The organism is Oribacterium sinus (assembly GCF_963537195.1).
Lineage (GTDB): Bacteria > Bacillota > Clostridia > Lachnospirales > Lachnospiraceae > Oribacterium > Oribacterium sinus_A.
In genome coordinates this window covers 1-22,841 of record NZ_CAUTEG010000014.1, presented here as the reverse complement: position 1 = coordinate 22,841, position 22,841 = coordinate 1, and the positions used below count along the sequence as shown (strand labels likewise).

Annotated in this window: 18 protein-coding genes, 1 tRNA gene and 1 pseudogene; all 20 read left to right on the top strand. The window is 42.3% G+C overall.

Features of this window, described 5'->3' with window-relative positions:
- The first annotated feature begins 7 nt into the window (after window positions 1-7).
- Entirely contained in the window at window positions 8-439 is a 432-nt protein-coding gene (locus RYL27_RS03115) for a cell division protein ZapA (RefSeq protein WP_314965169.1), read from the top strand.
- A 78-nt stretch (window positions 440-517) separates the two neighbouring features.
- Complete coding sequence (locus RYL27_RS03110; RefSeq protein ID WP_314965168.1) at window positions 518-1,861, top strand: peptidase U32 family protein; 1,344 nt, start codon at window positions 518-520, stop codon at window positions 1,859-1,861.
- Entirely contained in the window at window positions 1,821-2,651 is an 831-nt protein-coding gene (locus RYL27_RS03105; protein ID WP_314965166.1) for a hypothetical protein, read from the top strand. Before RYL27_RS03110 ends, RYL27_RS03105 begins: the two co-directional genes overlap by 41 nt.
- A 10-nt stretch (window positions 2,652-2,661) precedes the next feature.
- Entirely contained in the window at window positions 2,662-4,032 is a 1,371-nt protein-coding gene (locus RYL27_RS03100; RefSeq protein ID WP_314965164.1) for an FtsW/RodA/SpoVE family cell cycle protein, read from the top strand.
- Between the two features lie 29 nt (window positions 4,033-4,061).
- On the top strand, window positions 4,062-5,513 hold the full coding sequence (locus RYL27_RS03095; RefSeq protein ID WP_314965162.1) for a peptidoglycan D,D-transpeptidase FtsI family protein: 1,452 nt from the start codon (window positions 4,062-4,064) through the stop codon (window positions 5,511-5,513).
- A 105-nt stretch (window positions 5,514-5,618) separates the two neighbouring features.
- Entirely contained in the window at window positions 5,619-7,415 is a 1,797-nt protein-coding gene (locus RYL27_RS03090; protein ID WP_308579655.1) for an ABC transporter ATP-binding protein, read from the top strand.
- 1 nt (window position 7,416) lies between these two features.
- Complete coding sequence (locus RYL27_RS03085; protein ID WP_308579657.1) at window positions 7,417-9,177, top strand: ABC transporter ATP-binding protein; 1,761 nt, start codon at window positions 7,417-7,419, stop codon at window positions 9,175-9,177.
- Between the two features lie 204 nt (window positions 9,178-9,381).
- A complete protein-coding gene (locus RYL27_RS03080; protein WP_308579677.1) occupies window positions 9,382-11,148 on the top strand; it encodes an ABC transporter ATP-binding protein in 1,767 nt (588 codons plus the stop codon).
- On the top strand, window positions 11,138-13,036 hold the full coding sequence (locus RYL27_RS03075; protein ID WP_308579658.1) for an ABC transporter ATP-binding protein: 1,899 nt from the start codon (window positions 11,138-11,140) through the stop codon (window positions 13,034-13,036). The genes RYL27_RS03080 and RYL27_RS03075 overlap by 11 nt, the downstream gene beginning before the upstream one ends.
- A gap of 120 nt (window positions 13,037-13,156) precedes the next feature.
- Window positions 13,157-13,229: transfer RNA gene (locus RYL27_RS03070), tRNA-Thr, on the top strand.
- A gap of 143 nt (window positions 13,230-13,372) precedes the next feature.
- Complete coding sequence (locus tag RYL27_RS03065; RefSeq protein WP_314965158.1) at window positions 13,373-13,903, top strand: NusG domain II-containing protein; 531 nt, start codon at window positions 13,373-13,375, stop codon at window positions 13,901-13,903.
- 101 nt (window positions 13,904-14,004) lie between these two features.
- Window positions 14,005-15,003, top strand: coding sequence for a C40 family peptidase (locus tag RYL27_RS03060; protein ID WP_314965156.1), 999 nt, complete (start codon window positions 14,005-14,007; stop codon window positions 15,001-15,003).
- Window positions 15,004-15,206: 203 nt separating this feature from the next.
- A pseudogene (locus RYL27_RS11420) lies at window positions 15,207-16,028 on the top strand (VTC domain-containing protein).
- A gap of 72 nt (window positions 16,029-16,100) precedes the next feature.
- Window positions 16,101-16,478, top strand: coding sequence for a hypothetical protein (locus RYL27_RS03040; RefSeq protein ID WP_314965150.1), 378 nt, complete (start codon window positions 16,101-16,103; stop codon window positions 16,476-16,478).
- 134 nt (window positions 16,479-16,612) lie between these two features.
- On the top strand, window positions 16,613-18,640 hold the full coding sequence (locus RYL27_RS03035; protein ID WP_314965149.1) for a carbohydrate-binding domain-containing protein: 2,028 nt from the start codon (window positions 16,613-16,615) through the stop codon (window positions 18,638-18,640).
- A gap of 156 nt (window positions 18,641-18,796) precedes the next feature.
- On the top strand, window positions 18,797-19,516 hold the full coding sequence (locus tag RYL27_RS03030; protein WP_314833079.1) for a L,D-transpeptidase family protein: 720 nt from the start codon (window positions 18,797-18,799) through the stop codon (window positions 19,514-19,516).
- Window positions 19,517-19,646: 130 nt separating this feature from the next.
- Window positions 19,647-20,504: a YitT family protein gene (locus RYL27_RS03025; RefSeq protein ID WP_314965148.1), complete on the top strand. Its 858-nt coding sequence runs from the start codon at window positions 19,647-19,649 to the stop codon at window positions 20,502-20,504.
- Window positions 20,470-21,621: a hypothetical protein gene (locus RYL27_RS03020; RefSeq protein WP_314965146.1), complete on the top strand. Its 1,152-nt coding sequence runs from the start codon at window positions 20,470-20,472 to the stop codon at window positions 21,619-21,621. Before RYL27_RS03025 ends, RYL27_RS03020 begins: the two co-directional genes overlap by 35 nt.
- A gap of 8 nt (window positions 21,622-21,629) precedes the next feature.
- Entirely contained in the window at window positions 21,630-22,601 is a 972-nt protein-coding gene (locus RYL27_RS03015) for a tRNA dihydrouridine synthase (RefSeq protein WP_314965144.1), read from the top strand.
- On the top strand, window positions 22,592-22,841 hold a 250-nt coding region (gene fliB, locus RYL27_RS03010), incomplete at its 3' end, for a flagellin lysine-N-methylase (RefSeq protein ID WP_314965142.1). The genes RYL27_RS03015 and fliB, both read left to right, overlap by 10 nt.

Here is a 22,841-nt window from a genome sequence, read left to right as displayed (position 1 = left end):
GGAGAACATGGCAGATAAAAAGACAATTCAAGTCATTATTGACGGAAAAATTTATGTCCTAAGTGGGGAGAATTCCGAGTCTTACCTTCATGATGTGGCAGATTATTTGAACCATAAAATTGAAAGCATTCGTAAGGAAATGTGGAATTATAATAAGCTGGAGGAATCGGTTCGATCCCTTCTGCTTCAGATTAATATTTGTGATGAGCTTTTTCAGGAAAGAAAGAAAGTGGAGGAGATGCAGGAGCTTTTGGATCAGGAAAAAAGTGAAAGCTACTCCTATAAGCACGACTTGGTAAAGACCAAGTTAAAGCTGGATGGGGTGTTACAGGAATTGGAAAGTACCCAGAAGAAGCTTCTGGCTTTGGAAAAGAAGGAAGGAAAGGAAAAGACTTCTCATGAAAAGTCTTCTCGTCAGGGAAGCAATAAAGAGGAGTAATCTTCTATTGGAATTAGGGGGTTAGAGAGAAGCCGTTTCTTCCGAATTTGGCTATAGCTAAGGATGGAGTAAGTAAGGATGCCAATCCAAAACAAAGAAAATTTAAAAGAAAAAAAGCTTTATGAAGCAGAGCTTTTGGCCCCGGCAGCCTCCTTGGAAGTATGCAAGGTGGCTGTTTTTGCCGGAGCGGATGCCATTTATATGGGAGGACAAAAATATTCCGCAAGAGCCTTTGCCAAGTCTTCCTTATCGGAAGAGGATGAGCTTTTGGAGGCCATTCATTTTTGTCATCTATACAAGAAAAAAATTTACATGACCTTGAACACTTTGTTTAAAGAGGGAGAAAGAAAAGAGCTTTTCAGCTATATGGATCCCTATTATGAAGCAGGCTTGGACGGGGTTATTATTCAGGATCTGGGAATTGGGAAAATGTTGGCTGAGGCCTATCCGGACCTTCCTCTTCATGCCAGCACCCAGATGACGGTACATACCAAAGAAGCCGTGGGCTTAATGGAAAAGCTGGGCATGGAAAGGGTTGTACTCTCCAGGGAATGTTCTTTGGAGGATATTTCCGACATTGCCAAAGCTTCCCCCTTGGAGTTAGAGGTCTTTATTCACGGTTCCATGTGCTATAGCTACTCCGGAGCCTGTTTCATGTCTTCTCTTCTGGGAGGTCGATCCGGAAACCGGGGAAGATGTGCCGGAACCTGTAGGCTTTGCTATAGCAGTAAGGGGAAAAAGGGAAACTATCTGAGTATGAAGGATATGTTTACCCTGGATCTTTTGAAGGAGCTATTGGAGGCAGGCGCCTATTCATTAAAGATTGAGGGAAGAATGAAGTCCGCTCTTTATACCGGAACGGTGGTTTCCATTTACAGAAAATATCTGGACTTGGCTCTTCAGGGAAGGTCCTATCAGGTTTCCGAGGAGGATAAAGCCCTTTTGAAAGAGGTATATGATAGAGGAGGCTACAGCTCCTATCTGGAACAACATAACGGGGAAGATATGATTGCCTTCGGAGAAAAGCCCTTCCGAAAGGAAAAGGAAGAAGTGCTTTTCAAGCTGAAGCAGGAAATGGAAGAGAGAGAAAGAAAGATTCCTTTAAAGGGAAGCTTGCACTTGTCCTACGACAAAGTTCCCCATTTTACTTTAGAGGGAGATGATGGACTTTCCATTTCCGTAGAAGGAAGCCAGCCTGTTGAAAAGGCCAAGGAAAAGGTGCTTTCCCGGGAACAGATTACAAAACAAATGAAGAAGATGGGGAATACGGAATTTTCCCTGGAAGAATTTTCGATTCTTGGGGAGGAAGATATTTTCTATCCCCTTTCTTTCCTGAATCAGTTACGGAGAGACGGTGTAGAGAAAATGAGGGAGGCCATTCTTGGGCAGTATAGACGGAATCAAAGACTTGGGGGAAATTAGGGTTTCCATAGAAAGAGGAGAACAGCTAAAAGCGGTGCTTCAATTCCCTTTTATCAAAGGAATTTATCTGGATGAGGGGGCCTTTTCCGAGGAAGAGCTCCTGAAATATCGCGGGGAGATTCAGAACAGCGGAAAATGGGCAGGACTTCGTTTTCGAAGAATTCAAAGAAGGGAAGACAGGGGAAGAAGCCCGAAGGATTGGATGGAAGAGGCGAAAAATGAAGAAGGCTTCCGTCATTTTCTTCTTCGCACCCTGGATCAGGTGGCAATGCTACAGGATTTTCCGGATAGGCAGTTTTCAACCTGCTTTGACTATACCCTCTATAGCTATAATCAGGCTGCCATGGAGGTATGGGAATCCTTGGGAGCAAAAGAAATGAGTTTTCCCATTGAATTTCGTTTTCAGGAGGATATGGCCTTTTCAGAATGGGCAAGAAGCAGAGGAATCTCCACGGAGCTTCTTTGCTACGGGCACCTTCCTATGATGGTCAGTGCCAACTGTATAGAAAAAACCAGAAATGGCTGTACCGGAGGAAACAATGTGGTGTCTTTACAGGATAGGCAGAACAAGAGTATGCCGGTTCGCCTCTATTGCAAATACTGCTATAACCAAATCTACAATAGCGATGTTTTGTCTCTAATCGGGCTGGAAAAGGAAGTGGAAAGGCTCGGCGCCTCTTCTTTTCGCTTTGATTTTACGGTGGAATCGGAGAAGGAAATCCTGGAGCTTTTTCAGGGAAGGCCTTTAAAGCAGTTTACCAGAGGACATTTTCATAAAGGAATAGAGTAGGGGAGAAAAGATGGGTAGTCTTTTTAGTACATTTACGAAGATTGTATGCATGGTATTGATGCTGCTGTATTGTTACAGTCTGTTTCGAAACCTTTCCCTGGATTATGGGGATGGAAAACGAAGACTTGCAAAGTTTCTTTACCAGATTTTATTGTTCTTACATTTTCTTTGTCATGGGGTTTTGTTCTTCCATACAAAGGACTTCTTTTATCTGATGATGTATGGGGCGGAGCTGTGTTTTCTTGTGCTTTATCCCTTCCTTTGGAAGAAAATCTATCCTACCTTCAGCGAGACGCTCTTGTATAACCAGTGTCTTCTTTTGGCCTTAGGGTGGATAATGCTGGAAAGATTAAATACGGATAAGGCCATGAAGCAGTTTGCCATTTCCGTGGCAGCCAGTCTTTTAGCCCTGCTTATTCCCTATTTCATCGATAAAATCTGGGATTTTCAAAAGGGAAGAATTGCCTTTGCGGTACTGGGGATTTTCCTGCTCTCCTTGGTACTTATTGTGGGCCGGGTAAGCTTTGGTGCCAAGATGAGCTTGAATTTCTTCGGCTTTTCCTTCCAGGCTTCCGAATTTGTCAAAATCAGCTTTGTTTTCTCCGTGGCGGGATTTTTATCGGAGGAACAAAATCAAAGGGGGATATACAAGGCAGCAATAGTGGCTATGCTCCACGGTATTGTGCTGGTGCTGTGTAAGGATTTGGGTTCCGCCCTGATTCTTTTTATGGCTTTTTTGTTTATGCTCTATGTTTCCAGCAGCCAATTTTTGTATCTGGCACTGGGCTTTGGTCTTTCCGCTTTAGCAGGCTTTGTATCTTATCATTTATTCTCCCATGTACGGACCAGAGTTTTTGCCTTTATGGACCCCTGGAAGGATATTGCAGGGAAGGGATATCAGATTACCCAGTCTCTTTTTGCCATCGGTACGGGGGGATTTCTTGGACTTGGACTTTTTCAGGGACTGCCCAACAAGATTCCCATCGTGGAAAATGACTTTATTTTTTCCGCTCTTTCTGAAGAAATGGGAGGAATTGTGGCGATTTGTGTAATTCTTGTCTGCCTTTCCTGCTTTATGCAAATGATGATGATGGGAATGGACATGGAAAGCCTCTTCTATAAACTCATCTGTATCGGTTTAAGTGTGATTTATGTGATGCAGGTCTTTTTAACTATCGGTGGAGCCATTAAATTTATCCCCTCCACGGGAGTGACTTTGCCCTTTGTCAGCTATGGCGGTTCCAGTATGATTTCCAGTTGTATTCTTTTTGCCATCTTCCAATCTCTCTTTGTCATCCAAGGAAAGGAAGATGCCATGGATGAAGAGGAAGAAGAACAGCAGGCACCGAAGGGAAAGAGGAGAAGAGCCATTTATGAATAAGCTGAGAAATTCCGGAAGAAGGGTAAATTATGAAAAAGTATAATAATTCCAGAAGAAAGCCAAGCAACAGGGAAATGAAGGGAATTACCTATTTCTTTGTCCTGCTTTTCTTTTCCATGATTGTATATTTTTGTTATTTTATGCTGGTTTTGGCTCCGAATCAGATTTCCAGCCCCTATAATGCCAGAATAGATTATCTTTCTTCGAAGGTCATTCGAGGCAGCATCCTTTCTTCTGATGGAAAGGTACTGGCGAAAACGGAAACAGGAGAAGGTGGAGAGAAAAGAGTCTATCCGGAGGGGATTGCCTTTTCTCACCCCATCGGCTACAGCAGCAAGGGAAAAACCGGAGTGGAGTCCATGGCGAACTTTTATCTTAGCCGTTCCAGTATTAACCCCTTACAAAAAATCATCAATCAGGCGGAGGAAATCAAGAATCCCGGAGATTCGGTAGTACTTAGCTTGAATTCTTCTTTACAATCCCTTGCCTATTCTTTGTTGAAGGATAAGAAGGGGAGTATTGTCTGTATGAATCCGAAGACCGGAAGAATTCTGGCGATGGTTTCCGCACCTTCCTTTACGGAAGAGGATATTCAGAACAACTGGGAAGCTCTTACTTCCTCCGACAACAAAGACGGAAATCTTCTGAACAGGGCGACCCAGGGACTTTATCCTCCCGGCTCAACCTTTAAGCTTTTGATGGCTTTAGAGTATATTCGGGAGCATCCTGCGGATTGGCAGAGCTTTAGCTATACCTGTAAGGGAGAATATGTGGATCCGGAGAATTCCTCCTATGTGGTGCATTGTTATAACGGAGAGGTTCACGGAAAGGTGGATTTGGAATCGGCCATTGCGGATTCCTGTAATTCCGCCTTTGCCAAGCTGGGAACGGAGATTGATCCGATTCGATTAAAGGCTTTGGCGGAAAGCTTCTACTATAATCAAAAAATAGATATTGGTTTGTCTGCCAATGCAGGGCAATTCACTTTAGCGGAGAATGCGGATGTTTGGGACAAGATGCAAACCGCTATCGGACAGGGGGCTACCCTTTGTACTCCTCTGCAAAACCTTTGCATGGTTTCCGCCATTGCCAATGGAGGAAATCTGGTCTATCCAAGCCTTCTTGCTTCAGTACAGAATGCCAATGGCACAACGGTAAAGGAGTTCCCTTATGGGGAGAGTCATAGCCTTCTTTCTCAGGGAGAAAGTGATGCCTTAAAGCAGTTTATGAGAAAGGTAGTCACGGAGGGAACCGCCAGTGCTTTACAGACGGATGCCTATAAGGTTTGCGGAAAAACCGGTTCCGCCCAGGTGAAGGTGGGAAGTGATTTAAAGACCAATGCCTGGTTTGTAGGCTTTGCCCCCATGGAGGATCCGGAGATTGCGATATCCGTTATTGTGGAAGAAGGAGAAACCGGCGGAAAGACCGCAGCGCCAATTGCCAGAAAGGTATTGGATCAATATTTTCATAAAGAAGGATAAAAAGGGTATTCCTTCCATAGCTCTAAAATTGTTTTACAAGAAGAAAAGAGCAGTTATAGGAGAATGAAGGTCATTTAAGGAGTCAATAGTTAGAGGAGTAGTAAGATGAGAAGAATACTGTCCTATATGGAAAAGGTGAAGGGGAAAAGTATTTTGGCCCCCCTGTTTAAGTGTCTGGAAAGTATGTTTGAGCTCTTTGTTCCTTTAGTTATTGCCGGAATGATTGATCAGGGAATCCGTAAGGAGAATATAGGGGTGATTTGGCATAGCCTTTTCCTGCTCTTAGTCTTAGCCTGCATTGGTTGCCTTACCGCTGTCATTGCCCAGTATTTTGCGGCAGAGGTAGCAATGGTGGTGGGAAAATCCTACCGTAGAGACTTGTTTCACAAAATTCTTTCTTTACCCTACAAAGATTACAATGAGCTTTCCGCATCTTCCTTGATTACCAGAATCGGTCCGGATATCTTTCAGATTGAATCTACGGTGAATATGGTGCTTAGGCTTTTAATGCGCTCTCCTTTTATTGTTGTGGGGGCTTGCATCATGGCCTTTCGAATCAGCCCCGGCCTATCGCTTTTGTTTTTTGTGGTATTGATTCTTTTATCCTTTGTAGTTTTCGGAATTATGGCTCTCACCATGCCCTTTTACAAAAAGATTCAAATCAGTTTGGAAAACATTACCAGAAAATACAGAGAAAATATAATGGGTATCCGTGTGGTACGGGCCTTTTGTCAGGAAGAGAAGGAAGAAGAGGAATTCCGGGAAAAGAACCAAAATTATACCAAGGTGCAGATTGCAGTGGGAAAGATTTCCGCTTTGTTGAACCCCATGAGTATGCTTCTGATTCAACTGGGGCTTATGGGCATTCTGTATTTTTCCTCAAAATTGGTCAATGACGGCAGGCTCTTTCAGGGAAATGTGGTGGCTCTGACCAACTATATGAGCCAGATTTTGGTGGAGCTTCTAAAGCTTGCCAATCTGATTATTTTGATGGTTAAAGCTTATGCCAGTATTAGCCGAATTGAAGAGGTGATGGAGCGAAAGAACGAAGAAGATCAGTCTGTTAACGATAAGGAAGCAGCTACTCTTTCAACAAGAAATCAAGCCACAGAAAAAGTGCAAAAGCAGGAGCTTGAAGCCAATGCTTCTTCTGACTCAAACAAGGCCGGTATCCTTCTAAAGAATCTTTCTTTTTCCTATGAAGTCGGAGAGGAGAGGGCTCTTTCCGATATCAGTTTTTCTTTAAAAGACGGGGAAAGCTTAGGAATTATCGGTGGTACAGGATCCGGAAAATCCACCTTGATATCTCTAATTTGTGGATTTTACGCGGATTATGAGGGAGAAATTTTCCTTTGGGGGAAGAATTTAAGAGATTATTCGAAAAGAGAACTTAGAGAAAGTATTGCTTATGTCCCTCAGAAGGCGGTACTTTTTTCCGGAACCCTTAAAGAAAATCTTCTTTGGAGAAAGCAGGAGGCAAAAGATGAAGAGCTTTGGAAAGCTTTGGAAATCGCCCAGGGAAAAGATTTTGTAGAGGAAAAGGGAGAGGGCTTGGATTTGTCTGTCAGTATAGAAGGAAAAAATTTTTCCGGTGGACAAAGACAAAGACTTTCTATTGCAAGAGCTTTGGTTGGGGATTCCAAGCTTTTAATTTTGGATGATTCCTCCTCCGCATTGGATATGCTGACAGAAAGAAAGCTGCGAACAGCATTGGAAGAATATCAAGGGGAAAAAAGCCTTTTGGTAATCTCCCAAAGAGTATCCAGTATCAGGCATTTCCCAAAGATTCTGGTTTTAGACCAAGGTAAGTTAATCGGACTGGGAAGTCATCAGGAACTTATGGAGAATTGTTCTGTATATCAGGAAATTTGTGCTTCTCAGAAGCAAGGAAAGGAGGCGTAATATGACCAGGCAAAACGGAACTGCAGCTGAGTCTTTTTGGAAACTTTTCGCCTTCATCAAACCTTATAAATTCAGCTTGCTTCTTTCCATTATTTCAGCTTTTCTCTCCGTAGTATTTTCCCTCTTTCTTCCTATCCTTTTGGGAAAAGCCATAGATAAGATTGCCGGAAAATCTGCAGTGGATTTTGCCGGATTGGGACAGATTTTAAAACTTATGTTGATAGTGCTTATCCTGGCAGTGGTTTTCCAGTGGATAATGAACCAAGTGAATACCTATTTAAGCTTTCATGTGATTGAAGATTTACGGAAGAAGGCTTTTTCTCATATTCAAGCCGTTCCTTTATCCTCCATTGATTCCAAGGAGCCCGGGGAGATTTTAAGCCGTTTAACTACAGACATAGAACAGATTTCACAGGGATTATTTGTTCTACTGAATCAGTTTTTGCAGGCGGTGTTCAGTATTTTGGAAACTGCATTTTTTCTCTTTCTTCTGGAATGGAGAATTGCTCTGATCCTTTTGGCGCTGACGCCTCTTTCCTTTTTTATCGCAAAGTTTATATCCAAGCGCGCTTACCTGTATTTTCAGAATCAGTCTGAGAGCAGAGGAGAAATCGCTGCCTTCAGTACGGAGGCTATCGGAAATGCGAAGCTTCTGAAGGCCTTTATGCAGGATGCCCCAAAAGAGGCTTTGTATCAGGAGAAAAATGAAAGACTTTCCCGATATAGTATGCAAGCAAATTTCTACAGCTCTTTGGTTAACCCCTTTACCCGTTTTTTAAATGCTTTAGGCTATGCTTTGGTTGGGGGAGTTGGAGCACTGTTTTGCTTACAAGGGACCTTAAGTATTGGGCAGTTATCCTCTTTATTGGCTTATGCCACCCAGTATGCTAAGCCCTTTAATGATATTACTTCCGTGATTACGGAAATTCAAAATGCTTTAGCTGCCGCATCCAGGGTTTTTGACTTTTTGGAAGAAGAGGAGATGATGCCAAAGGCGGAGAATAGGGAATTACCAAAGCCTGTGGCAGGATGCTTGGAGCTTTCCGGATTGTATTTCTCATACACGAAGGAGCAAAAGCTGATTCAAGATTTGAGCCTTTCCGTACAATCCGGACAAAACATTGCTATTGTTGGACCTACAGGATGCGGAAAAACAACCTTAATTAATCTTTTGATGCGATTTTATGAACCGAATCAGGGAAGCATTGCGATTGACGGAATGCCCTATGGCAGCCTTTCGGATCATAGCCTGCGTTCTGTATATGGCATGGTTCTACAAGATAGCTGGTTAAAGTCGGATACGGTTTTGGAAAATATTCGTTACGGTTCTCCGGAGAAGAGTAGAGAAGAGGTTATGGAAGCAGCTAAACGGGCAGGCTGCCATCATTTTATTTTACAGCTTGCAAAAGGCTACGATACAATCCTTCCGGAGGACGGAGGCAATCTATCCCAGGGACAGAAACAGCTCCTCTGTATTGCCAGAGTAATGTTAAGGGATCCGGCCATTTTAATTTTGGATGAAGCTACCAGCTCCATTGATACCAGAACGGAAGAGAAGGTACAAAGAGCTTTTCGGGAAATGCTAAAGGGCAGAACCGCTTTTATTGTGGCTCATCGTCTTTCTACGATTCAAAATGCGGATTGTATCCTGGTGATGAAGGATGGTAATGTCATCGAAAAGGGAAGTCATGAAGAGCTTTTACAGCAGAAAGGTTTTTATAAGAACCTATATGAAAGCCAATTTCAGGGAGCGGAGAATTGAATTTTGCCTACACTTGACAAGTTGTTAAATCATCCATAAAATTGCAAAGTTTAGAAAAATCAAACAGTAAACAGAAGAGTAAGCAATAGAATATGCGCTACATAGAGAAAACACAGTGCAAAACAGCGCATTGTAAATTCCATGCATAGTAAATTCTATGTACAGTAAGAGAAGGAGGGGGAAACAGTGCAAGAGGAAAAAGTCATGCAGGAAGATAAAATACAGGTATTGAAAATCCTGTCAAAATCCATTCGTGAATTTAAAAAAGACTCTATACTTTGTCCGCTATTGGTTACAGGAGAAGTCATTCTGGAATGTATGATTCCTTTTTTTACTGCTCAATTAGTGAATAGAATGAAGGAAAATGCCTCCATGCAGATGATTCTTCATTACGGATTAATCCTGGTGGTGATGGCCATACTTTCTCTTCTTTTCGGCCTTTGGGCGGGGAATTTTGCAGCTTCCGCCTCTACCGGTTTTGCCCGGAATATCCGAAAAGATATGTTCCAAAGAATTCAGGGCTTTTCTTTCGAGAATATTGACCGCTTTGAAAGCTCATCTTTGGTAACCAGATTAACCACAGATATCAGCAACGTACAGATGGCCTATATGATGCTGGTTCGTACTGCCTTCAGGGGACCTTTGATGGTGGTCTTTTCCTTTGTCGCAGCCTTCATGATGGGGGGCAGAATGGCTATTATTTTCTGTTTTGTGATTCCTATTTTGGCTATCGGTTTAATCCTTATTACCAAAAAAGCTATGAAGATTTTCAACGAAATCTTTAAGCGATACGATGCTTTAAATGAGTCTGTGGAAGAGAATATCCAGGGAATGCGGGTGGTGAAAACCTATGTCCGAGAGGACTTCGAGAAAGAGAAGTTTAATGAAAAGGCAGAGTCTTTGGCAAAGGACTTTATTTCTGCAGAAAAACTGATTGCCATTGCCAACCCCTTGATGCAATTTTGTCTTTTTGTGGTGGTTATCTTTGTCTTAAGCTTCGGTTCCTATCTGGTGGTCAGCACCGGTGGTGTTGATTTGGATGTAGGACAGCTTTCCGCCCTGTTAACCTACAGCTATCAGATTCTTTCCAGCCTTATGCTGGTGGCAATGGTCTTTGTGATGGTGGTAATTTCCGCTGCCTCCTCTCGAAGAATCGCTGAGGTTTTAACGGAAGACAGTACCATGAAGAATCCTGAAAATGGTATTAAGGAAGTAAAGGACGGCTCTATTGATTTTAATCATGTATTCTTTAAATATTCCAAGGATGCGAAAAAGAATGTTTTAACAGATATCTCCCTTCATATTCCCTCCGGACAAACAGTAGGGATCCTGGGAGGGACAGGTTCTGCAAAATCTTCTCTTACCCAGTTGATTTCCCGTCTTTATGATGTGACGGAGGGAGAAGTCTTGGTTGGCGGTGAGGATGTTCGAAAATACGATATTCAAGCTTTAAGAGATCAGGTGGCTGTGGTATTACAAAAGAATATTCTCTTTTCAGGAACAGTGGCGGAAAACCTTCGCTGGGGAAATCCAAATGCTACACAGGCTGAACTGGAAGAGGCCTGCAGACTGTCCCAGGCTGCAGAATTTATTGAAAGAATGAAGGACGGCTACGAAAGCCATGTGGAGCAGGGAGGAAGCAACTTCTCCGGAGGGCAGAAGCAAAGACTTTGTATAGCCAGAGCTTTATTAAAGAAGCCCAAGGTTTTAATTTTGGATGATTCCACTTCTGCAGTGGATACCAAAACCGATGCTTTTATTCGAAAGGGCTTTAAGGAATTCATTCCGGATACCACGAAAATCATTATTGCCCAAAGAGTTTCCTCTGTAATGGATGCGGATCAGATTCTGATTATGGACAAGGGAGAAATCATTGCCAGAGGTACTCATGAGGAACTTATGGAGAATTCTCCGATTTACAGAGAAACCTATGAGTCACAGAACAGAAAGGAGGTAGAGAATGGAGAATAAGGGAAGACCAAAGAATTTTATGAAGACCTTAGGCAGAATCATAAAGGACTTATTTTCCTTTTATCCAACACTTCTGCCTATTACTCTTTTGTTTATTGTAATTAATGCGGTAGTAACCTCTATTCCGGCTATTTTCCAGCAAAAGATTATCAGCCTGATTGAAACCGTTTATAAAGAAGGAAATTGGAATGCGGTATCCTCCGATATTTTAAGATTGGTTGGGATTTTGCTGGTATTTTACACAATCTCCTTGATTTGTGCCTATTGCTACAATATGAACATGGCGACCATTACCCAGGGATCCTTAAAACAGTATCGACAGAAACTCTTTAATCATATGCAGGATCTGCCCATTGCTTTTTTCGACCAAAATAAAACCGGGGACATCATGAGTCATTATACCAATGACATTGATGCTATGAGACAGTTCATCTCCATCTGTATTCCTCAGGCTATTTCTTCCTTGATTACGGTAATTACGGTAGTTTCCATTATGCTGTATTATTCCCTTTGGCTTAGCCTTATGGTGCTTTTAGGCTCCTTCTTTATGCTTCGAATCATTAAGGTAATTGGAGGAAAATCCAGTCATTACTTTGTTCGTCAACAGGAGGAGCTGGCTCGTTCCGAAGGCTTTATTCAGGAAATGATGAATGGACAGAAGGTGGTTAAGGTCTTTAACCATGAGGAGAAGAGTATACAGGATTTTGACCGCTATAATGACGAACTGTTCCGGGTTTCCAACGAAGCCAACCGTTACTCCAATGTGATTATGCCGATCTTAAACAATATCGGAAATATCCTTTATGTTTTGGTTGCCATTGTGGGAGGCGCACTTTTGGCTTTCCATGCACCGAACATTTCCATTTCCGGATTAAGCTTAAGTATTGCCATTGTCATCCCCTTCCTGAATATGACCAAGCAGTTTGCCGGTGTAATAGGACAGATTTCCTCTGAGGTCAATGCCGTGGTTATGGGTGTTGCCGGTGCAGGTCGTGTTTATCAAATGATTGATGAAGAGGTGGAAGAGGATGAAGGAAAAGTTTGCCTTGTAAATTGCTCCCATGAGGGAGACCGTTTAGTAGAAAGCAATAAGAGAACAGAGCTCTGGGCTTGGAAGAGTATTTTACCGGACGGAAGCATTTCCCTGAAAGAACTGAAAGGGGATATGGAACTAAAGGGAGTGGATTTCTCCTATGATGGAAAGCGAAAGATTCTAAAGAATATTGATGTCTTTGCAAGACCGGGAGAAAAGGTAGCCTTTGTAGGTGCTACCGGTGCAGGAAAAACCACCATTACCAACCTTTTGAACCGCTTTTATGATATTCAAAAAGGAGAGATTATCTATGACGGCATCAATATCCGGGATATTGCCATTTCGGATTTAAGGAGATCTATTGCCGTTATCCTACAGGATACCGTACTCTTTACCGGAACTGTAATGGAGAATATTCGTTATGGAAAGCTGGATGCTACGGATGAGGAATGTATTGCGGCGGCAAAGCTTGCGGGAGCGGATGATTTTATTACAAGACTCCCTAAGGGCTACGATACGGAATTAAGTGCAAATGGGGGCAATCTTTCTCAGGGGCAGAGACAGCTCTTGTCCATTGCCAGGGCGGCGGTAAATGATCCCCCTGTTCTAATCATGGATGAAGCTACCAGCTCTATTGATACCAGAACGGAGGCTATTGTTCAAAAGGGTATGGATGCTTTAATGGCAGGAAGAACCGTTTTTGTCATTGCCCATAGACTTTCTACCGTACAAAACTCTGATGTCATTATGGTTTTGGAACAGGGAGAAATTATTGAACGAGGCAGTCATAAGGACTTGATTGCGGCAAAAGGAAAGTACTATCAGCTCTATACCGGTGCCTTTGAGCTGGAGTAAGCTTACAGTTTATGTAGCTTTAGAGCGAAATAAGCTTGAAGTTTTTGTATCGTAGAAGCGGAATAAGCTTGTATTTCACTCTTGCCATGGAGAAAGAAGCTGTGCTATACTGCGGGGGATGCCACAATAGCACAGTCGGTAGTGCATCTGATTCGTAATCAGAAGGTCACCAGTTCAAGTCTGGTTTGTGGCCTCTCTTTAGCGGGGAAGCAGAGTAGGCTTCCCTGCTTTTTTATTCATAACGAGTATCGATTGCAAAGCGTGCGATATCTCGTTTCATTGGTGATTTTTTTTGAGTAAAACGGTCGATAGATAAGATAGGGAGTTGAAATAGTTATGGAAGTGCAGGGAAAGGAAGAAAAGAAAACAAGCATGGAGTCGGAGCTTTCTGAAGCAAAGGAAAAGCAGAACTTGGCGGATAAGAATGGTTCACCGGAAGGGGAGAAGAGAAAGGAACAAAAGAGAGTCCTTATCATTCTTCTTCTTGTATGTCTGATGGCAGCTTTATCTTTTTTTCTTCCAAAGGCTTTTGCCAAAAAGGATGCCAGAAAGGTACAGATTTTAAAAAACGGAATTGTTCTGATTGAAAAAAATCTCTCGGAAAACAGCAAAATTTTGATTATGGATAACGAGGCCAGAGAAGTGGACTTTAAGGAAAATCTGGCATCCCTTTCCGAAGATGAGGTAAATCCTGCAAAACATGAGGTGAACTTCATAGAAGTTAAGGATGGAAAGGTACTTTGTACCGAATCTAACTGTAATAATCAAATCTGTGTACGGACCCCTGCCATCAGTGAGGAAAATCCGGACCTGCCTATTGTTTGTCTGCCCCATGGCCTAATTATTCAAATTATTACAAAATCCTAACATTTCCCCGGATTAGCTTACAAATCTCATTTCGAACTTGCGAAAAGAGAAGCTATGCTTTATCATGCAGAGGTATCGTTTTATTAAAAAAGGAAAAGAAAATGAAGAAGAATTGGAAAATTTTAGTACTGAACTCTATTTGTCTGATTTCTCTTTTTTCTGCCATCCCGGCTTATGCAGGTCGTTGGCAGAAGGGAAACGGCAAGAACAGCAATAAATGGTGGTACAATCATCAGGATGGAACCTATCCAAAGGCTACCTGGGCTTGGATTGACGGTAACGGTGACGGCATTGCAGAGTGCTATTATTTTGATGCCAACGGATGGCTAAAGTCCAATACCACGGTGGAGGGATATAAGGTAGATACTACCGGTGCCTGGCTTAAAGATGGTGTTGTGCAGGTGAAGGCTATCGGAGAAGCGGGAGTTTATACCAACGGTAAGAGCGAGTCCAGCTCCGGAACCATTGATGTGATGGGTTCTGACTTGGATTTGGGAACAGCCGTTTCCGATCAGGAGAACCAGAAGCCTTCTGTGGAGAAGAAGAGCTCCGCTTCCAAGAAGGCAAGTGCAAAGGAAGAAAAGAAGAGCGGACAGGATGTTCTTGAACTTTCCGACTCTTATTCCGGCCCTGTAGTGGAAGGGGACAGCAACCTTGCAACGGAAAAGCCGGTTAAGAACAAGGCTGAGAATTTTAGTGGAAATGTTGGAAACAGTGCACAGGATTTGAAGAAGTCCGAGGCTACGGAGCTGATCAGCTATGCCCGTTCCTTTATTGCTGTGCTTCCTTATAAGGTGGCAGGAACTTCGCTTACAACCGGTGCGGATTGTTCCGGATTTACCCAAGAGGTATTTAAGAAGTTCGGTATTTCCATTCCCAGAGATTCCCGTTCCCAGTATGCTTCCGCACAGAAGATTTCCGCGGAAGAGTTACAGCCCGGCGATTTAGTATTTTACGGTTCTTCTCCAAGCACCATTTATCATGTGGGAATTTATTCCGGAAACGGAACCATTATCCACTGCACCAGAACCGGTGACTTTGTTCGAGAGCACGATGTTTTCTACAAGAAGCCATACGGATACGGAAGATACACAAAATAATTTTCTTTTCTTTAATTTCATAGATAAAAAAATCATCAAAAGATCGATAAATTCGGCTCAAACCGATTTATCGGTCTTTTTTTCTTGTTCTTAACGAGTATCACACGCGTAGTGTGCGATATCTCGTTTGAAACTTTCTGAAATTTTTTCAGTTTCATTTCAGCAAAGCTTTCTATACTGGGGCTATCTCAAAAAGAAAGGAGATGTTGAAATTGAAAAAGCAGAACATATTCAAAAGATTTGAGAAAAAATATTTACTGACAAAAAATCAATATGAAAGACTTTTAGAAAAGCTTCAGGGGAAAATACAGGAAGACGCCTATCCTCACTACAGTATTTACAGTCTGTACTTTGATAACGATAGCTTCTCCTCAGTCAGAAAATCCATAGAAAAACCAAAGTATAAAGAAAAGCTGAGACTACGGTCCTATGGCTTGCCCAATCAAGATAAGGAATTGTTTTTGGAACTGAAGAAAAAATAACAAGGAGTAGTGTATAAAAGAAGAATTTCTCTTTCTTATCAGGAAGCGGAGGATTATCTCTTCCGTAAGATTCATCCCAAGGAGGAGAGCCAAATATTCCGGGAAATTGATTACAGCAGAAAGAAGGAGGGGCTGGAGCCGAAGGTCATGATTCGTTACGACCGGGATGCTTATATGGGAAAGTAAGACTCGGAATTTCGAATCACTTTTGATCGAAACATTCTAGGCTACGCCTTACAGGGAAGCTTAGACAGAGAAGAAGAGGGCTTTAAGCTTCTACAAAACGGAGAGGTTCTGATGGAAGTAAAAAGCAGCGGTGTTCTTCCCCTATGGTTTAGCCAAATCCTATCCGAGGAATCCATCTTTATGGGAAATTTTTCCAAATACGGAAATTATTATAAAAGCGTTATCTTCCCGAATTTGCGATTCGGAATGGAAGAAATACAAAAGGAGATTTATACAGTAAGATTCTCCGATTTGGAGAAATGGAAGAAGCAGCCTTTAGCGAAAAAATCTTTAGGCAGAATGGAGGCAGTATGTTAGAGAGCATTTTCACAGGTAAGATTCCGTTCCGCACCGGGTAATGCCAAGGAAATTACAGCTATTTTCCTGGCTATGGCGGTAGGACTGGCCTGTGGTATAGGATACATTGCCTTAGGAGGCATTTTAGCAGTCAGCTTAAGCCTACTGTCTATTCTGTTCCAAAACGGTATCTTCCAAAACTGGGGAAAGAAAGACCGATACCTAAAGATTACCATGCCGGAAAACCTGGATTATGAAGAGGTATTTCAAGACATTTTAAAAGAATATACCGAAGTTTCCGACTTATTACAGGTTAAAACCGTAAACCTGGGTTCTTTATTTGAACTGCAGTATAAGGTACAGCTGAAATCAGATAAAAAAGAAAAAGATTTCTTAGATGCCTTGAGAGTTCGTAACGGTAATCTGGAGCTCTATCTGGCGCGCAGTATGGATGAGCGGGCAAGTTTATAAAATAGGATTCTAAAGCTTTAGTTGTCCTTTTTGGGAACAAGAAAAGGATGAAAAAGGGAATCTATGAAAAAATGAAGAAGGATGATTTTACAGAGAACTATTTCACTAAAGAGTGCAGAAAGGAAAAGAAAAAAATGAAGAAGAAAATAAAGGTAAATTACAATAAGCTTGCAGCCTTGGCTTTAGGTCTGGGATTAAGTAGCATTATGGTGGCCTGTGGAAGTACAGCCAATGCGGCACAGAATAAAACAGTGAGCAATAATACACAAGCTACAAGCCAAAAGCCGGCGGAAAAGTCTACGGGAAGTGAAACCAAGATTACCGTGGAAAACGGAGAGATTAAAACAAACGGAAATGGCGTTTCTGTAGAGGGGAAAACCATTACCATTTCCGCTGCGGGGAACTACAGACTTTCCGGAAATTTGGAGGACGGTCAGGTGGTGATTGCGGCGGGAGATACCCATAAGGTCAATTTGATTTTGGATAACTTTAGCATCAGCAATAAGGAAACAGCTCCAATCTATGTGAAGACCTCCGGAGATTTCACCCTAACTCTGGCGGAGAATTCCAAGAACTCCGTACAGGATCTTAGAGCGGCCAATACCACAGAAGACAGCAATTCCAATTCTTCCAATAGTAAGACGGAGGATATTCCCGATGCGGCAATTTACAGTAAATCCGATTTGATTCTAAGCGGAAGCGGCAGTCTGGAAGTGAAAGGAAATTACGAGGACGGTATCCATGGAAAGGACAGCTTAACGATTGAAGGCGGAAACTATACTGTTGAAGCGACAAAGCACGGCATTAACGGTAAAGATAATCTGACCATCAATGACGGAAGCTTTACGATAACTGCCGGACAGGATGGCTTTAACACCAATGGAGATATGACGGTATCCAAGGGAAGCTATACTCTTTCCGTTTCCGACGACGGTATGCATGCAGACGGTAAGCTGGTGGTAAATGAAGGAAACGTAAATATCGAGAACTCCAATGAGGGACTGGAGGGCGCTTCTATTGATATTAATGGAGGTACGATTACCGTAAAGTCTCAGGACGACGGTTTAAATGCGGCCAGCGATAACAGTTCCGGAAACGAATTTGCGGAACAGGAAGGGGTATATATCAACATCAATGGCGGTACCCTTCGGGTAAATGCAGGAGGTGACGGTCTGGATTCCAACGGAGACTTAAGCATTAGCGGCGGAACTCTTATAGTAGATGGCGCCGGACACGGAAACGGACCCTTAGATTACAACGGAACAGGCACCATTACCGGCGGTACGGTTTTGGTAGCCGGAAACAACGAAATGTTCCAGACCTTTGACGGAAACAGCTCTACCCAGGCCTTTGTAGTAGATTATCTCAGCAATAATCAAAATGCGGGAAGCACAATTAAAATTACAGACAGCAAGGGAAAAGAAATCTTCGATGTTTCCGATTTGCAAAACAGCTACGGCGTAGTACTGTTCTCCTCCCCGGAGCTTAGCAATAATCAGAGCTATAAGCTTTCCGTAGGAGAAAACACAGAGGAATTTACGGTAAGCGCTATTGCCAATACTTTAGGGAACGGAAATGCTATGGGCGGCGGAATGGGCCATGGCGGCCCACAGGGAGGTGCTCCAAACGGAGGATTCCAAGGCGGCATGAACGGTGATCAAGGAAGACAAGGGGGCAGAGAGCAAGGTCATCAGAATGGTAACCAAGGAATGCTCGGAGATAGAGGTCAAGGAATACCCGGCGAGATGGGCGGATTCCCCGGTGGGGATGGCAACAACTTTCCTGGCAATCCACCCAGCGACAATGGCATGGGAATGCCTCCGATGAATAACGGTCTAGGAATGCCCAGAGATAGAGAACAAGGTGGTATGAATGGACACCAAGGTAGACATGGCGGTAGAGACCAAGATGGTCAGAACGGCAGTCAGGGAATGCTCGGTGGCAGAGGACAGAGTGGCATGAATGGAAATCCGGGAATGCCCGGCGATAGAGCTCAGGGCGGCATGAACAATGGTCAGGGCATGGAAAGAGGAAACAGACCGGATGGACAGGGAAGTAAGAGGAATAAGCAGAAGAATTCCAAGAATAATTCTTCAAAGAAGAATACTCAGGCCGGAAATAAACAGGCTACTCAGGGAATAGAGAGTAATCAGGCAGGATAAATTTAAATAAGCTAAGGGTATGAATTCTATTTATCCTTTACAAGCTTTCCTGAATTGGATATGATGTTATGGATTGTATCAAGATATTTCAGAGCGAAAAAGGAAAGGAAAGCTATGAATTTATTCTCTCAACAAAAACAGCTAAAAAAGACTAAGATGGTACTTACAAGTGTCCTGATTCTTAGTCTTTTTTGCCTGTCTATGATATTTACAGCATTTGCAGGTCCGGGGGAGCTTTATCAGAAAAAACTGGAATCCCAAACATCCACGTCCAATAACGATACGGAGATTCGAATCGGGAAAAAACTTTTCCAAACAGAAGTAGGAAAAAAGGAAGATCAGCTTCTTGTGATGCTGGACCATGAATTAAGCCTTTGGAACAAGGGAGAAGATCGGTATTATTTACAATGGAAGACCTATAGCGGATATGGTAGAAACGGTCTAAAGGAAGGGACGGAAAGAAAGGAAGGAGACGGTACCACTCCTTTAGGGGCATATCCTATATCCTTTGCTTTCGGTTTTCCTAGCTCCGTAAATACTAAGCTTCCGTATAAGCAGATTCAAAAAACATCTTATTGGTCCGGGGAGAAAAATACCTATAATACCTGGGTGGAAAGTCCAACGAAGATTGCCGGGGAAAGATTGTATTCCTATAAGATTTGCTATGAGAAGGCTCTGGCCATCGGATTTAATCAAAATCCCGTGGTATTTGGTAGGGGATCCGCTATTTTTCTACATATCAAGGCACCGGATACCTGGGAGAGTTCCGGCTGTATTACTATTGAAAAGCAGGCTATGGAAGAGTTGCTGCCCCTTCTGAAGGAGAAGCTGAGTATTATTACCTTACAAAAAGAGGATGAACTTCAAAAGTATTAAAATATTCGGAAGCATTTAAAGAGTATGAAAGTTTTTGAAGAGCATTTAAGCTTTTAAAGCGTTTTAAGGCATTTTTATAAAATGTTGCAAGGAACTATGGAATGGAATCCACAGTATTGAAGGAGGAGAGATGGATAACAAGAAGAAACGATTGATTCGAGACTATATCTATATGATTATAGGCTCCCTATTAATTTCCATTGCCTCCAAAAATATTTATGATCCTGCAGGATTAATTATCGGAGGAGTTTCCGGTATCTCCATTATTCTTCGTCACCTTTTTGGCTTGCCTTTATGGTTAAGTAATACCATTATTAACATTCCCCTTTTTGGACTGGGCTACATTACAAAGGGATGGAAATTTATTGCCAGAACCATATTTGCCACCATGCTATGCTCCTTTATTTTGTATGTACTTCCGGATTATACTCTGATTCCTGCAGATGATTTATTTTTAGACTCTGTGATTGGTGCCATTCTTATGGGAATTGGCTGCGGCTTGGTCTTTGCGGCATCCAGCACTACCGGTGGAACGGATTTGATGGCTGCGATTATTCAAACTCGCTTTAAGCATATATCCATTGCGAAGCTTTTACAGTTCTGCGACGGTGCTGTAGTGCTTTGGGGATTACAGCTCTTTGGGGTAACCAAGGCCTGCTATGCCATTGTATCCGTATATGTTTTCACCAAACTTTGTGATTCCTTTATTGACGGTATGCACTTTGCTAAGGCGGTTACTATTATTTCCAATAAGGGAGAGGAGATTTCTCAATGGATTATGAAAGAGCTGGAACGAGGCGTTACCGGTATTGATGCGAAGGGAATGTATACCAGACAGGGAATTACCATGCTGTACTGTGTGCTGAGTCCAAGAGAGGTGACCAGAGTGAAGGACCAGGTTTACAGTATGGATGATAAAGCATTCTTTATCATTTCCGATGTGCGGGAAGTACATGGCGAGGGTTTTATCAATCATAATGAAGATTAAAAGCATTACCATTCGTAAATCCAAAAATATTGTATTGCTTATCATGGCAGGATTGGTGCTTCTATCCTGCCTTTTTCAGTATCCGGATTTCTCTTTTCTAAAGGGCTTTCCCGTAGAGAAGTATTTCTCCATGCTTTCCATTTTACTTCTTTCCGTGTATTTGATGGAAAGCCAATATTTGCATCATTTGGTGTACAAGCAGTTAAACCGCAGTAAAACAAGAAAAGGCTTATCCCGCAGACTGATTTTCTTTAGCTTTCTATTTTCTAGCTTTTTTGGAGATACTTTGAGTCTGTTTGTGATGATTCCCATCACATTGGACAGCCTGGGAAAAGAAAAGAATTGTAAATATCTTTTGGTACATACTCTGGTTCTACAAGTTTTAGCCGGAGAGATCGGAAGCTTTCTCTTTCCCTACACCAGCCTTTCTTCCCTATATTTGTTTTTGGAATATGGCTATAGCTTTCTGTCCTTCTTACGGATTAGCTTTATCTTCTTTCTTTTTGGAGGAATCTTTTTGCTTCCCTATGTACTCATTTTTAAAGAGGAAGAAAATGCCGTATTTCAGGGAAATTTCAGGGAAAGCAAGCTGGATGCCAATGCTCTGATTCATTTTTCCCTGTTTTCCCTTTTAATATTCTTGTCTTATCTTCGGATTCTTCCGATTCTTTTGCTTTTCCCCATTCTTAGCTTTTATACGCTTATCTTTCGAAGAAGAATTTTCTTAAAGCTGGATGGCTTTCTATTTCTTTTTCTCTTTTTGATTTTGCTGTTAAAGGAAAGTACCTATCATAGTGCATTGCTTAGTCGCTTGTTTGGAGAATGGATTCTTGCCCATGAGACCGGTAGAGGCTTTATCCTGTCGGAAATTTTCACAAGACTTCCTGCCGCTGTACTGTTGTCCTCCTTCAGTACCAAGGGAAGACAGCTGATTGTGGCTTCCATATTATCCACGATTCACCCCTTGGCGTTAAACTATAGCAGTATTATGGCTATTGTTTTCTTACGTAAAGCTAAGCTTGTGAACCTGAAGCTTTTTCTTCTGCATTATCTTATGGTACATGGGCAAATGCTGATTATTCTGCTGTTTTTGGCCTTTTTCACCGGAAATTTTTAGGAGAGATTATGAAGTATTATTTTGCCCCATTGGAATCCATTACAGGCTATCCTCTTAGGAATGCCCATAGAGTTTTATTTCCGGAAACGGATGGATATTTTAGTCCCTTTATTTCTTCCAATGAGGAAGGGCATTATACCGGAAGAATTGAACGAGATTGTGCAGTAGAGAACAATAATAGCTTAGTGCTGATTCCCCAAATTATGGGAAATCGTCCGGAGTTTGTTCATGCGACTATGGAATATCTTGAGGGGTTGGGATATCAAGAGTGTAATTTAAATCTGGGCTGTCCCAGCGGGACCGTGGTGGCTAAGGGGAAAGGCTCCGGCATGCTTAGAAATCCGATGGTATTGGAAGACTTCTTTCAAGAGCTTTTTTCCTTGCTGAAGAATTCGAAAATGAAGGTCTCCATAAAGACAAGAATAGGTTTAAATACAGAAGGAGAATGGGAAGAGCTTTTTGAGGTATTCAATCATTTTCCTTTTTCGGAAATCATCGTTCATCCCAGAACCCAAAAGCAGTATTATTCCGGCCGAGTGAATTTACCTTGTTTTCAAAATATTTGTAAATGCTCTAAGCTTCCCCTTGTATATAACGGAGATGTGGAAACAGGGGAGGATATTTTGTTTCTACAGGAAAAGTTTCCCCGGATTCGGGGGATAATGTGCGGACGAGGGCTCCTGTCCAATCCGGCTCTTTTTCGGGAGGCTCGAGGCGGAAAGGTTTTGGAGGAAGGAGAGTTTAGGGACTTTCTCAGTTTGGTGGAAGAGAATTTTGCCAAAGAAATCCAAGGAGAAAGAAATATATTGGCAAAGTACAAAGAATTTTGGAGCTATTTTGCCAAGTCCTACCAGGGCGGAGAAAAGGGCTTAAAGGAGATTCGAAAGGCTAAAAATTTGGCGGAATACAAGGCGGCCAAATATCGCTTTTTTGCAGAAAGCCATTTTCAGGTAAGGGAGGGATTAAGCCTATGCTTTTAGAGTATCCTCTTTTTTATCCGGATTTTGCCTGTATAGGGAAGGCTTGTAAAGACAGCTGTTGCAAAGACTGGTTAATTGACATTGATTTTGATACTGCGGAAAAATATCAAAAAATGGGCGGTGCTTTAGGAGAGAAACTTAGAAAGAAGCTCCATAAAAAGGACGGCGAATTTTATTTTGAGGTGGAGAAGGATGGAAGATGTCCATTTCTTCAGGAGGATGGTCTTTGTGAAATTCAGA

Coding starts and splice junctions, on each gene's coding strand:
- RYL27_RS03065 (WP_314965158.1), top strand. CDS start 13,373: ATGGAAGTGCAGGGAAAGGAAGAAAAGAAAACAAGCATGGAGTCGGAG.
- RYL27_RS03085 (WP_308579657.1), top strand. CDS start 7,417: ATGACCAGGCAAAACGGAACTGCAGCTGAGTCTTTTTGGAAACTTTTC.
- RYL27_RS03020 (WP_314965146.1), top strand. CDS start 20,470: ATGGCGAGGGTTTTATCAATCATAATGAAGATTAAAAGCATTACCATT.
- RYL27_RS03095 (WP_314965162.1), top strand. CDS start 4,062: ATGAAAAAGTATAATAATTCCAGAAGAAAGCCAAGCAACAGGGAAATG.
- RYL27_RS03115 (WP_314965169.1), top strand. CDS start 8: ATGGCAGATAAAAAGACAATTCAAGTCATTATTGACGGAAAAATTTAT.
- RYL27_RS03075 (WP_308579658.1), top strand. CDS start 11,138: ATGGAGAATAAGGGAAGACCAAAGAATTTTATGAAGACCTTAGGCAGA.
- RYL27_RS03100 (WP_314965164.1), top strand. CDS start 2,662: ATGGGTAGTCTTTTTAGTACATTTACGAAGATTGTATGCATGGTATTG.
- RYL27_RS03080 (WP_308579677.1), top strand. CDS start 9,382: ATGCAGGAAGATAAAATACAGGTATTGAAAATCCTGTCAAAATCCATT.
- RYL27_RS03090 (WP_308579655.1), top strand. CDS start 5,619: ATGAGAAGAATACTGTCCTATATGGAAAAGGTGAAGGGGAAAAGTATT.
- RYL27_RS03040 (WP_314965150.1), top strand. CDS start 16,101: ATGGCGGTAGGACTGGCCTGTGGTATAGGATACATTGCCTTAGGAGGC.
- RYL27_RS03060 (WP_314965156.1), top strand. CDS start 14,005: ATGAAGAAGAATTGGAAAATTTTAGTACTGAACTCTATTTGTCTGATT.
- RYL27_RS03035 (WP_314965149.1), top strand. CDS start 16,613: ATGAAGAAGAAAATAAAGGTAAATTACAATAAGCTTGCAGCCTTGGCT.
- RYL27_RS03110 (WP_314965168.1), top strand. CDS start 518: ATGCCAATCCAAAACAAAGAAAATTTAAAAGAAAAAAAGCTTTATGAA.
- RYL27_RS03025 (WP_314965148.1), top strand. CDS start 19,647: ATGGATAACAAGAAGAAACGATTGATTCGAGACTATATCTATATGATT.
- RYL27_RS03015 (WP_314965144.1), top strand. CDS start 21,630: ATGAAGTATTATTTTGCCCCATTGGAATCCATTACAGGCTATCCTCTT.
- RYL27_RS03030 (WP_314833079.1), top strand. CDS start 18,797: ATGGTACTTACAAGTGTCCTGATTCTTAGTCTTTTTTGCCTGTCTATG.